At 45.8% G+C, this 13675-nt stretch carries 6 protein-coding genes and 1 riboswitch; all 6 genes read right to left on the bottom strand.

Features of this window, described 5'->3' with window-relative positions:
• Positions 1–108 precede the first annotated feature (108 nt).
• On the bottom strand, positions 109–609 hold the full coding sequence (gene tpx, locus Cabys_RS18810) for a thiol peroxidase (protein ID WP_006927752.1): 501 nt from the start codon (positions 607–609) through the stop codon (positions 109–111).
• A gap of 146 nt (positions 610–755) precedes the next feature.
• Positions 756–2054 (bottom strand): SPL family radical SAM protein, encoded by a 1299-nt coding sequence (locus tag Cabys_RS18805; protein ID WP_006927753.1) that lies wholly within the window; start codon positions 2052–2054, stop codon positions 756–758.
• A 256-nt stretch (positions 2055–2310) separates the two neighbouring features.
• Positions 2311–3201: an ABC transporter substrate-binding protein gene (locus Cabys_RS18800; RefSeq protein WP_006927754.1), complete on the bottom strand. Its 891-nt coding sequence runs from the start codon at positions 3199–3201 to the stop codon at positions 2311–2313.
• Entirely contained in the window at positions 3194–4249 is a 1056-nt protein-coding gene (locus Cabys_RS18795; protein ID WP_006927755.1) for a YncE family protein, read from the bottom strand. Before Cabys_RS18795 ends, Cabys_RS18800 begins: the two co-directional genes overlap by 8 nt.
• A 2-nt stretch (positions 4250–4251) precedes the next feature.
• Positions 4252–6399: a TonB-dependent receptor plug domain-containing protein gene (locus tag Cabys_RS18790; protein ID WP_006927756.1), complete on the bottom strand. Its 2148-nt coding sequence runs from the start codon at positions 6397–6399 to the stop codon at positions 4252–4254.
• 121 nt (positions 6400–6520) lie between these two features.
• Positions 6521–6695: riboswitch (cobalamin riboswitch) on the bottom strand.
• 412 nt (positions 6696–7107) lie between these two features.
• Positions 7108–11778, bottom strand: coding sequence for a C25 family cysteine peptidase (locus tag Cabys_RS18785; protein WP_006927757.1), 4671 nt, complete (start codon positions 11776–11778; stop codon positions 7108–7110).
• Positions 11779–13675 lie beyond the last annotated feature (1897 nt).

The following is a 13675-nucleotide window of genomic DNA, read 5'->3' as shown; positions in this document are numbered from 1 at the left end:
TTGAAAAATCGATCAAAATAGTGAAGCAGCCATTGCGATCCCTTTCAACCCCGGGATCGTTTCTGGAATCAAAATTTTGGATGCCCGATAAACGTTAATGGTCCGCAGTTATTCCAGCGCTTTTAAGGCCTTTTCATAATTGGGCTCCTGCGTAATTTCGGGCACCAGTTCGGTGTAAATTACCTTTCCTTTTTCATCGATCACCACAACCGCGCGCGTAAATAAACCGCGTAATGGGCCATCGATAATGCGTACGCCGTAGCTTTCGCCAAAGCCGCGTTCATGCAGTTCGGAAAGTGAAATCACATTTTCAATGCCTTCGGTAGTGCAGAATCGTTTGTGCGCAAAAGGCAAATCCATGGAAATACACAGTACTTTTGTGTTTTCAAGATTAGCGGCCATTTCGTTAAATTTACGAACGCTGGTGGCGCACACTTCTGTGTCCAGGCTGGGGAAGATGTTTAAAACCAGTCTTTGCCCGGAAAAGTCTTTTAAATGGACGTCTCCAAGATCGGTGGTGGTTAAACTAAAGTCCGGCGCGGTATTGCCAATGGCAGGTAATTCGCCAATAGTGTTAATGGGATTTCCTTTTAAAGTAATTTTAGCCATTTTAACCTCTCTTATTTTTAATGTTACTTGTTTGACTTATGAACGGTAATTCAAATAATATTATTTCCGGGAAAACCGTTTATTTTTAACCTGCGGCGTGCATCATCCGGCCAGACAAATTTTTGCCGGACACAGGGAAAAGATTCTCAGGCAGTAATTGGTTCCGGGAAACCAATTTTTTCAAAACTACTTTTTAGCAAGGCCTCCTCAAATTCTTCATTATTTTGGAAAACAAAGCCAAAGCTTTTTAGCCAGATGTCGGCTTTTTCCATGCACAGATAAAAAAAGACCTTTTGATGCCAGTCGGCAAAGGCGCGGTACATGGTTTTAAACATTTCGATTTTAATTTCATCAGGATAGGTCCATTTTCCGTGAGGATCGGGCACTAATTCCATTTGCAGAATTCTGGTTTTAAAGCCCTTTTTACGGATTTGTTTGATCACCGGACGGATCATGGTCACCGAGCCCATGGAGATAAACAGGACGGAATCAGGATCAAAAGAATCCATAATTTGCCGGGCGATGGCCGGGTAGGCATCGGCCCATTGATCGTAGTAAATCATAGGATGAAAATGAAAACCCACTTTAACGCCGCGGTCAGCCACTTTTTTAGCTGCTTTCAGACGATTGGTCAGGCTGGCCGTAAAATGCTCTTCATTATCGATGATGATTTGCGGATTGAGCGACCAGGTACAGACAACGTTAGGCGGGACGTCGTTTTCCAGAAAATAACTGACATTGGCCGACTTGGTTTTTAGCTCTAACAAAACATTGGGATGTTTGCGCGCAAAATCAAATAAATCGTCCAGCATGCTGTTACGGTTGCCCCAGACCAGCGAGTCGGACGATTGACCGGTGCCGATGTGCAATAGGCGCGCAGGATCAATTTCAATTTTATCCAGCTTGGATTTTAAGTCGGCCTCAAAAACAACCCTATTGCTGTAAAAAGTTTGAATGGTGCAGTAGCTGCAGCCATAGGAGCAGGTTTCAACCGCATCAATGGTGCGCAGATTACAACACACCGTTTTTTCGGAAGCCACCGGACACCAGCCAAAAATATTTTTTTGCGAAACCTGATCAACCAGTTTGGTGGGATGGATGGCTTTGGGGACGGCGCCTTTAAATCCATTGTAGGACTTGGGTTTACTCTTTAGCTCGTGAAGGCGAGCGTTAAACACAGTAAAGAATTTTTCGCGAGGCGTTCTGCCGGGCGCCTGTTCTAAAGAAGGAAGAACTTCGTTTTTAATCCACTGGCTCAGGCTGGCATGCCCCCACATTTCAAAATCGCGCGCCGTGTTGGTAAGTTGTAAAAATTCCTGATAGGAAAAGTGAAAGGTAAAAAACAGCTCTTCCAGAAAGCGTTTTTCATCTTCCGCTAATAGCTTAAAAAGCGTTTGTTCCTTATAGGAGTTAAGCTTTTGCTGCCAGTTTATGTTTTTTGCCATGGAACCTTCGATTTTTTTGCTCTGTAAACGAAAAAAATTTACGGGTTATTTCGCAAAAGGCAAGAGGTATTTACACGGCCAGCTGTTTGGCGAATTAAAAAAATCACCAAACAGGAAGGCTGTCAAAAACAACCATTATTGATCAGAGTGAAAAAAGGAACGGTAGAATCAGGCTATGAAAATTTGTTAGGCGAAAAGGCAGCTCTGATTATTAGAGTGCCCCTCTCCAGAAAGTTTTTCTACCATTCCATGTGGTTTAAAATGGCTTTTGAGCGTATTGGCGTAAAATGCGGTAGTAATCTCTGGCCAATTCGTAAACACGCGGTCCGGGAATTAAGGTGTAGTCGCCGGTCAGCACGTAAATCTGGTTGTGTTTAACCGCAGGAATTTTAGAAAGCGGTTGCCACTCAATTTTATTGAGCGAATCCCTTCTGGCGCTCCACTGCTCCTTAAATTTAAATTCAATGATGAGGTCCGGTTGGCGGGTTAAAAAGCTCTCCTGGCCCACTTGCGAATATTTTACGGCCAGATCGGAAAAGATATTTTTCCCCCCTAAAAAGGTCCAGACGGAGTCGAGAAAGGTGTGCGGGCCAACCACGGTAAGATGCCGCACAGAGCCCGGATCGCGTCCGATGATGAGGGCTGCCCCGGGAGCGCGTTTTACTATTTGTCTGGAAAGCGCCTGATAATAGCTTAAACTATCTTTAATCGTTTTAAGGAGCTGTTTTGCTCTACCCGGGCAATTTAACAGACGCCCCAGCGAATCGATGGTAAAAAAGACGTCGTTCAAACCGTCATTGGGCAGCAAAACAAAAGGAATCTGATAGGCTTGCAGCTTGCGGGCAAGCTCGGCATGAGCCGGCGTCCCGATGAGCAAATCGGGTTTTAAAAGCAGAATTTTTTCCAGGTTAGGATTCAACAACCCTCCGATGCGCTCTTTGTGATTAACTTCAGGAGGATAGAAGCAATAATCAGACACGGCCACGATCTTATCTCCCTGGCCAAGCGCATGAAGGGTTTCTGTGAGATTGGGCGAAAGGCTGATGATGCGTTCAAAGGAGGCGCGTTGAAAATCGGCAGGCTGCCGCTTGCAGCCCGCCAGAAAAAAAAGTAAAACAATGAGTAAAAAGGAAAGTTTCTTATTCATAAACAAAGGTCACAGCTCCCGGAATAATTCCAACGGTTAATGATTTTTGTAAGGTACCATTAAAATCATAAATCTTCAATTCTCCATTGCTTTGATAATCTTTGGCATCCAGCACAAAGAGCAATTGGGCGATGGGATCGGCTTCTATTCCGTAAAAAAAGCCGGCGATAAAAGAAGGATTTATTACGTTGTTTTCGGCGGTTGAAAACTGTACCACCTGCCCGTTGAGTAAGAAATAGGCTTTATCGCCGCCGGCGTAAGTGATTTTAGAAGGATGGCCTTCAATGGTAACAGAATCGACCACCGTAAGTTTACCCGGATCGATGACGTACACCCCGCCGTTGGTGCCTGTGTCCGTGGTGTCGCCCCAGGCAGGCCAGCGTCCGGTGCACAGCACATTCAGTTCGCCGTCGTCGTCCAGGGCAACGCTGGTCGGATTATCGCCTACTGTTAGCGTTGCCACCACCCTGTCCTGACTGATGTCGATAACGGAAACGGTGTTAGCCGAACCAAACCCGCTGTTCAAAACAAAGGCCTTACCTTCGGCCACGGCAATTTCTTCTGGATTGGCGCCAACGGCAATTGTTGCGCCGGTTAAGGTCAACGTTTTCAGATCGATGACGGCCACATTGTTGGCGTACAAATTACTGACGTAGGCTTTATCGTCGGAAACAATGGCTAAAAATCGTGGACTGGGACCGCCTTCCAGAACGATGGTCTTTTTACTCTTCCATGTTTTCAGACTGATTACTTCGATGGTGTTGGAGTTGTTAACCACAATAAAGCCGAGCGAATCGTAAATGGTCATACTGTTTGGCGTATCGCCCAGCGGACGTCCGTTGATGTTTTTGAAAATATCGTTCTGAATGGTCTCATCCCGATAGCTGTAAAAGGATAAAGAGCCGTTGCCCTTTCCGAAATTACCTTCGTTTACAATAAAAGCGCCAACCGATTGTACGGCGTTTTCTTCTTTTGTTCCGGTTGGGTCTTTTTCGCAGGAAAACAAAAAGAACAATGAAAAAATGAAAATCAGTAAAATAGGTTTCATTGCTAACCTCCTTTATTTGGTTTATTTAACTGCATTGAAAGATGAACATTAAAATACCTTCCGGGCATGGGGTAGCCAGGCAAAATGGCGTATTGCTTATCTAAAAGATTTTCGATCTGTAAGGCGGGGCGAAGGGAAACGTTTTTAAATTCAAGCAGATAACTCAGCTTGAGATGCGACTCAAAATATGAGGGCAAAATGCGCTGAGGATCATTTGAAAAATCAAGATAGCGAAAGCTGGCATAATGACCGCTCAGCTCAATTCTCCAATTCCGCCAGGCGGTTTGTAAAATAAGCGCCGCTTGCTCCACGGGCAAAAAAGGCAATTGATTTCCGACGGTCGGATCGTTGGCGTATTCGGCTTTGTCTTTTAATGTTTGCGTGTAAGTGTAGGTGAAAGTTAGTTTATGACGATCGGTTAAATCGCTAAGCGTAAAATCGGCCTCAATGCCCCGGCTTTTAACAGCGAGGATATTGATGGGTTGCCACAGGCCGTTAGCGCCCGGCAGCCATTTTATTTGATCTTTTACGCGATTGTGAAAAAGGCTGATTTCAGCGCCGGTAAGAAAAAGTCCAAACGCTTTTTGCGCCCTTAAACCGAATTCGGCGTTTACGGAAGTTTCGGGCTTTAATTGCGGATTGCCGCCGGGCGTCCAGTATAGGTCGTTAAAGGAGGGCATGCGAAAATTTTTGCCCAGCGAGGCAAACAATTGAATGACCGGCCACTGGAGAGAAACTCCGACCGTGGGCAAAAAAAGAGCCGCCTGCCCGGAATATTGTTCGATTCTAAAACCAGAATTAAAATGAAAAGCCTGCAAGGAATGGCAGTTTTCAAGCGCTTGCCAGTCGCTCAACACGTAGAAAGAAGCGCGCGATCTCCCGTGTTTACCGGCTTCGCTGCTTGAAATGTTTTGCCGGGCATATTCCATTCCGCTCTTGATTAAGAGCGATTGGCGAGGAGAGTAATGGATACGTCCTTGCAGGCCTTTTTCCTGATTAAAATGAATACTGTGTAAAGGCTGATTATTAAGGATTAAAAGCGGATCATCGTAGGTCATCCATTCGTTGCGCAAATAAGCGCTTAAATAAAGTTCTGTGTCATTTTGCAAATAGCGCAGAACGCCATGGATTAACGTATTGTCAATGTTTAATCGGGCTTTATTGACCTGTTCGCCGCTGAGGTTAGTAAACGGCCTGGGAGAACCGCCGGCCTTTTTAAAATGAGAAATCCTTACGCTAAAGGCCATTGATCTGACCGGTTCAAAGAGTGTTTTAAAGCTCAGGAAATTTTGCCGAAAATCGCGATTCCTTAAATCAACGGTCTCACCGTCCTGCCTGACGGAGTAATGGTTAAGACCATTGGCATGATTGAAGGTCAAAAGGTTTTTAAATTTTTTAAAAGGGAAATGGAGCTGCGCGACTAAAAATTGATTGCCCAGTGAAGAACGCCCTGAATTAAGTTTTAAACGCAGCTCGTCGGCAGGTATGGCGGATTGCAGATGAATGGTTCCGCCAACGGCGCCGCTACCGCCAAGCAAAGAAGAAGAGCCGCGATAAATTTCAAGCGCGTTAATATCTGCGCCGGCGAAAAGACTGAAATCAACGCCGCCCAGCTGCAGGTTGTTAAGGGGAATGCCGTCCAGTAGCACCTGAGTTTGTTCGGAAGACATTCCCCTGATGGAAATGGATTGCAGGCTGCCCGGAGGCCCGTAAGATTTGAGAAAGGCGCCGCTTTGCAGGCTGAGCGCGCGGGAAATATCCTGGTTGTTTGCCAGACCGTTAAAAAGAAGAACGCTTTTGTGCGAGGGAATGCCAGCCGGCGATGAATAGTAGCGCCGCCCCACCACTGTAATGTAGGTCGTTTGCCGAATGGGAGTCAGATAAACCAGCGCCGAAGTTTTCAAGCTTTTGATGGAAAACTGTTCGCTGAAATAGCCGCCGGCCGAAATTTTAACCATGCTTAAAGAATCGGATACCGCAAGTTTGGCAATGCCATTCTGATCGGTGCGCAGCGTGTCATTATTTACCAGCAGTAAAGCGCGGGGAATGGGTTCCCCCGACCAGATATCGCGCACCTGTAAAGTTAAAAAAACATTCTGCGCCGCAGCAAAACCGATTACGAACAGTAAAAAAATAAAGTGTTTGAGCATTTTTCTCTTTTTTAAAAAAGGTTAAAACAAACGGGAAGAGCGATGAAAGGACTAAAAAGGGGTGAAGAATGGCCGGAATTAACAACCAAACTTTGCCTCACCATCCACCCGCGTGGAAGATGTGAGCGCGCCCTTTTCAGTCGGTCTCCTGACTCTGGGATCATCCTACTCGCCAGGCCTTCCCATCCCGCTAAAGCGGAACAGTGGCGTTGTTCTGGCTTTCGTCCCCCATCACAGTTGCGGGGCAGTGGCGGATTTTCACCGCGCTTCCCGTTACTGAAAGGGTTCTTTTTGTTTCAAAAGAACGACGGTTTAATATAATTCGGCTGCGCTTAAAATCAAATTTTTTTTACCGTTTCTCGTTTTTTAAAGGGAAAGAGAAATTGTCGTTTAAATTGGAATCAACGATAAAAAAAGGTTCCGAAAAAGCGGAACCTGAAAATGCTTGATGGATGAAGCCAAAGCAGCGAAGCCGCAACCAAATCAAACGCAACGTGCGCAAAGTAATTTTCTCGCAGATTACGCCAATAATCGCAGAAAATGATTAAATAAACTATTCTGAGACTAAAGCTAAACAAAACCGGTGCTATTTACGCCCCTTCTCTTTTTTAAAGAGAAGGGGCTGGGGGATGAGTTTTTAAAACAGCACAAAAATTTTCAAATCCGGCCCGGGCGGGACTAGATCTTTCAGAGGAAGTATCCTAAACATCATTTTAACTTAATCATCTTGTTCACTTTGGTAAACAAGATTTTCCCGGAGGCGGGATCCCTGACCGTCAGTCGGTAAAAGTAGACGCCCGAGGCCATTTCCTGCTGCAGGGCGTTTTTACCGTTCCAGATCAGCTTGTGCACGCCCGGGCCAAAGCTCTGGTCTTGCCCCAGTTCGGCAATTTTTTGCCCTAAAATATTGTAGATGGTTAAACGAATTTGCGCCGTTTGCCTTAAACCAAAAACAATGGCGGTTTGCGGATTGAAGGGGTTGGGGTAATTGGGTTTAAGGAAAAATTCCTGCGGTATGCTCGGCTTTTCATCTGCCAAACCGCTTATTATTTCAAGGCGCAGAGGCGTGTAAAGTCCGCTGTGTTGAACATTGGCAAAGGGTTGATTCCACATAATGGTGGTTGTTTCATCGTATTTTTGCGGGGCATCCCACACCAGCAAAACGCCTTCGTGGTTGGCCATTAAAATATCAAGGTCGCCGTCGCCGTCCAGATCATCAATTGCAGGAGACTGCCCCTTAATGAAGCTGTTTTTAATGTATAACGGAAACCCTCCCACTTCCTGGCCAGAAAGGGAGCTAAAGGCGTGAATATAGCCATACGCGTCAAGGTAAATAATGTCCTGCGCGCCGTCCTGGTTGACGTCGGCCAGGATGGGCGAATTGTAAGGCGGCAGCACTTCCCAGTTGTTGTCGAAAAAATCATCGCCGTTATTAATAGCGATCGGGTAGTCGGCTTTCAGCCTGCCGTCGTGCTCGTAAAGATAGATGGCGTCGCGCCCCACATAAACAATTTCCAGCTCGGGGTCTTCGTCCACATTGCCCACAATGGCCGGCGAAACATGCCAGTAAGGATTGGTTACGTTGCAGGGCTGGCCGTTTTCCCATCCCGCGTATTCCGATCCGTCGTGTTTTAAAACATAGAGCAGGTCGGATTTAATGACCGGCACAATGATTTCAACGAACCCGTCCAGGTCCAGATCGGCCAGACTGACGGGCGCTTCCAGAGGGTTGGGCATGGTTTTGATCCAGCGCGGCTCCACAGCGCTGTCCGGCTTAAAGCAGTACAGTTTGCTCTCGACGGTAGGGACAACAACGGAAAGCTGCCCGCTTTGATCCAGATCGGCTGCGGCCAGGTTGCCGACCGAAGCGGAACCGACCAGCGCGTAGCCATCGTCTGGCCAGTCTTTAAAACCGGTCAGCACGCCGCTGCTGTCGGTAAAAATAAAAATGCGGCTGTTTTGAGGCGGTTCGGGCGCATTGTTGCCGTGCGTGAGAAGCAGGATTTCGTCGTAGCCGTCGGCGTCAAGATCGGCCAGCACGGCAGAGGACGGTACATTGTAATGCAGATTGGCGCTGGCCAGAAGCTGTCCGTTTTTCGAGTCGATAACGTACACATTGTTAAGAGTAAGGCCTTCTTTGGAGCCGGCCACGACAATTTCAACCTGCGCGTCGCCGGTCACCTGTCCGATGGCCGGAACGGTTAAGTCGCCTTCCAGGCCTTCTACGCTAAACAATAGACCGCCCTGCCAGTCGTAAACATGAAGTTGGCCATTACCGCCGGAAACGATGAGTTCCTTGCGGCGGTCGCCGTTCAAATCGTAGGCAACCACACCGTTTACTTCTGAACCGATGGCCCGGACGCTGGGCCGCACGGGAAAGCCCGCCTGAAAAGGCAGCGCGCTCCAGGTCTGGATGGTATCGCTAAAAGCGCTGTAATTGCCGCTGCTGTCTACAACCTGAATGGTGTAAAAATAGTTTGATGCAGGATCGGTGGTGTGATCCACAAAATAACCGGCATTCAAAACGGGCGTTGGCGTTACCAGTTCAAAAGGCCCGTTTTTTGTCGCTGAACGATAGATTAAATAGCCGGCCACATCAGAATCCGGCGCTGCTGGCCAGCTTAACAAAATGCCATCTGCGGCAGCCGGACGAAAGGAAACCGTTTCTACCTTTTGCGGCGGATTAAAGTCCAGCTTCTGCCGCCATGTGTTGCCGCTGGCGTCGCTTAAAATAAGATTAAATGAAGCTTGCGTAAGCGCCGCTTTATGTTTTACGACAAAAGCATGTTCCACCAGATGCGCGCTGTTGGGCGCCAGACCATCCAGATAAAAGCGGTCTTCTTCGATTTGCGCCAGAGAATCGGCGGTGGTAATTCTTCCGAAAATTTGCCAGGCCTTTCCCTTACCCTGGTTAAAGAGTTCCAGAGCAACAATGGAAGTGTTAAATTCTCCGGAGTCGGCTAAAGTAGAAAACGTGAGTTTGTTGATTTTCAGGCGCGGAACGTAAATATTGAACGGTAAAACGACGGTCATTTTCTTCCCCCGAACGGGCTCCACGGCAATTTCCATAAACACGGTTGTGTCGGTTTGAATGCCGGAAGCAATTTGCAGTTCAACGGGTTGCGCCTTTAGCGTATCGCCGGGCAAAACGGCGCTGTTTAAAATTTGTAGCGTATCGGATAGCTGACACAAATTGCTGCGTTCGTTGATGTGAATTCTTGTATTAACTAACCAGGCGGAAGAGCCTGTGTTTTTTAGGTTTAATTTTAAGCGAAATATTTCGCCGGGCTCGCATTGATTGTTGTTGTTGCCGCTTACTTGTTCAAATGTTGGATCGTGAAGTTTAAATGTAAACGATTCGTCGGCGCTCAAATCGATCGTTTTCTGTTGGGGTTTATAATTTCTGGCCCAGGCGGTTAAGGTAACGCTATCCAGAACAACGCCGTTCAGGTCTAAGCGGGCAACACCCATATTATCCGTACGCGCCATTTTGTAAAGGGCGTCTTTTTTGTAAAGCACAATCAGAGCGTTGGCCACGGGCAGGTTAGTGGAATCATTGCGCGTCAGGTTAACCTGTAAATAGCGTTCGGCCTGCGTTACCATTAAGGAATCGCGTAAATTAAAAGTGCGCGTTTTAGCCGTCCATACGGGCATTTCCGGGTCGCCCAGCACGATGGTCGAGTAAACAATGATCCGTGAAGGCCCTTCAAAATTGAGATAGCCCAGGTAAGGAAGACGGGAAAGATAGTGCGCCTCGGAAAGATGATAAAACCCTTCGTAAAAAACGAGATTAAAAAATTCCTTTTGCAGGTAGATGCCGCTAAAGGGATATTCCCAGCTTGAATTGCCGATGTAGGCTACGCCCCCGCCTTTGGGACTTAAAAGATAATCTTCGCCAAAACAGCGCTTGCTAATGTCGTTGGTGTAACAACTGGCCATGTACCAGATGGCCGGATCGGGCGTTCTTAGTTCATTCAAATGGTAATTGTAAAGATCGGAACCGCGGGCTCCGGGGCGATAGGTAAAATACAAACCGTGCCCTTCGGAAAAGATAAGACCGTAACTTTTGTTCAGCTCGCGTAAGGGCACGTCGGGCCTGCTGCCGGTGTGCTCGGACTGGCTAATCATCGTTCGTTGAAACTCGGCGGGAATAAGCGGATCGATGTGTTTCAAGATCAATTGATCGCGGCTGTCGTTTTCTCTTTGCAAATCGCCGGCCAGGTACAGAATGGAGGCCGGAAAGGTTTCGGCATCGATGTTTTCCAGTTTCTCATATTCAAAAAGCTTTTTCACGAACAGATTCACTTCTTTGCCGCTTAAAACAGGAATGCGGGCCACGTAAACTTCGGGATAGCCTTCCACGGCGTCTTTTGCTTCACCAAACGTATCGTCCTGATCGCCGTTCCATGTGCCGTCCAGGTCGGCAAAATAATAATCAGTGGGAAAGGTAAAATTACCGGTGTGGATGAATCGTGTGGGAACGATTTCCGTATCGCCACCCAGAAGGACGTAGCGCGTGCCTCGTTTGGCATAGGCCCAGCGGATGAAACTGCGCATGCGCTCTGCATCGTCCACGCCGTCGGGGAAGTTCTCCCTGATCCAGCTCATGGTGCGAATAACGGCCGGAACGCCGCGCTGTGTTTTCCACTCCGCCAGCGGCTCAAAAGCGGAAGCAAGGGAATCGGTGGTGATAATCACATAGCGATCGATCAGGCCGCTGGACAGCAGATCAAGATCAATTTGGTCTGTACTCGCCGGCAGAGAAAATTTAGCGGCCAGAAGATTGGTCGGCGAATCGTTTAGCAGTTTGTCAACCACATTGGCATCCTGCGCGATGGTCGGCTGAACAACGGCTTTTTCCATCGCTCTGGTAGTGTAAGTAAAATTTACTTGCTGGATAAAGATGAGCTTTTGTTGGGCGGGCCGATACTGGTAAGGATAAATGGCAAAATGGGCAATGGATCGCCCATGAAAGAGCTGCGTCCCCAGGTATTCAACAACTCTGGCAGGGAAAGGCTCTTCGCTGTTGTAAACGGTTGGGTTGGGCGGCGTAAAAGCAGGGTTTTGTTCAGAGCTCCATAGCGGCTGTTTGGGGAAAACCTTAAAATCACCGTCCAGCGCCGCTGTTTCAACTTTATTAATGGAAAAGGAAGCGATCTCCTGTCCGGGTTCAAGTAGTATTCGTTTGACGTAAAAAGGCAGATCAGGATTTCCGGCATCGTTTTTTAACGAGGCGCCGTTAAAAACGCCTTTATAATTTATGTGATGATATGCCCCTTCCTGTGTAATTTCAACATTAAAATAGGAATGGCGTATCTCTACACTCTGGCCGATTAAAAGCGAAAAAGCGGTAAGAAGTATTAAAATAGAATATCTCATCGGGCGCTCCGATTTTTTATTTATTATACTCAATATAAAGAGTTTTAGCCATGACGTAGATCATGCCCGCAAAAATATACCAATTTTCGAGCGTCAAATCATCACAAAAAAGTCACATATTGGCGTTTGAAAAAAAGTTAGGTGTAAAATTACCAGGGCAGCGAAGCCGCAACCAAAATCAAGCGCAACGTGCGCAAAGTAATTTTCTCGCAGATTACGCCAATCATCGCAGAAAATGATTAAACAAACTATTCTAAGACTAAAGCTAAGCAAATCGGCACTATTTACGCCCCTTCTCTTTTTTAAAGATAATGAGATGGGGGATGAGTTTTAAAACAGCACAAAAATTTTCGCATTCCGCCAGATGGGAATTTGGAATGACCGGCCGGTGAATAATTTAATTTTTGAACCAGGATTTGCTTGATTTTTGGATTAACGGGATTATTTTTTTTGCATTCCAGAATTTATCTTTAAAAAGAGATGCATCGTTTAATTGTAATAAAAAATCAAGAAAATCTTGTAATCCTGAAAATCAAGGTTCAAAAACTATCCCCAGGGCAGCGAAGCCGCAACCAAAATCAAGCGCAACGCGCGCAAAGTAATTTTCTCGCAGATTACGCCAATAATCGCAGAAAATGATTAAACAAACTATTCTAAGACTAAAGCTAAGCAAACCGGCGCTATTTACGCCCCTTCTTTTTTAAAGAGAAGGGGCTGGGGGATGAGTTTTAAAACAGCACAAAAATTTTCGCATTCCGCCAGATGGGAATTTGGAATGACCGGCCGGTGAATAATTTAATTTTTGAACCAGGATTTGTTTGATTTTTGGATTAACGGGATTATTTTTTTTGCATTCCAGAATTTATCTTTAAAAAGAGATGCATCGTTTAATTGTAGTAAAAAATCAAGAAAATCCTTTAATCCTGAAAATCAAGGTTCAAAAACTATCCCCAGGGCCGCAAACCCGCAACCAAAATCAACCGTAACGCGCGCAAAGTAATCTTCTCGGAGATTACGCCAATCATCGCAGAAAAATATTTAACATTTAAGACTAAAGCTAAGCAAACTGGCACAATTGCTCCCCTTCTCTTTTTTAAAGAGAAGGGGCCGGGGGATGAGTTTTTAAAACAGCACAAAAATTTTCGCATTCCGCCAGATGGGAATTTGGAATGACCGGCCGGTGAATAATTTAAATTTTGAACCAGGATTTGCTTGATTTTTGGATTAACGGGATTATTTTTTTTGCATTCCAGAATTTATCTTTAAAAAGAGATGCATCGTTTAATTGTAGTAAAAAATCAAGAAAATCCTTTAATCCTGAAAATCAAGGTTCAAAAACTATCCCCAGGGCAGCATAACCGCAACCTTTAAAAAAGCGCAAAGGGCGCAAAGCTATCGCAAAGAACGCCAGAAAAAGATAATAACTTTTGAGTAGTGTGTAATGGGTAACAGGTAACGCGCGACGTGTAATGAGTTACCTCCGCAACCTAAAGCGTTTATCATCAACGAATCAGTTTTAAGAACTGAAAACAATTAGATCAACTCATTACGTGTTACACATAAAAAACGTTTCACACGCTGAAACGTTACATCGAAAGAAAAAATTGGAAAAAGTTATTTTTTTTCATTCCAGTAAGAAAATCTATTAAAAGAAGGGATAAGATAGCGCTCTTCGTTCGAAATGACGAATCACCCTTTTTTGAGCAGACTCGTAGATATTTAAAGCATTAAAAAGGTTGTTCTCTGAAAAACTCACTTCCTTTTATTCTCCCCTTGCTCTGTGAAATTTTTTTAAAGAGAGGGGAGGTCAATTCACCAAACGTGCTGGAATAAGCGGATTAGGGAGTGAGTTAAAAATAATGTTTAACAAACAATTCGGTATTCTACAAATTTTGGA

This window comes from Caldithrix abyssi DSM 13497 (genome assembly GCF_001886815.1).
GTDB lineage: Bacteria > Calditrichota > Calditrichia > Calditrichales > Calditrichaceae > Caldithrix > Caldithrix abyssi.
This window is presented reverse-complemented; position numbering and strand designations above follow the sequence as displayed.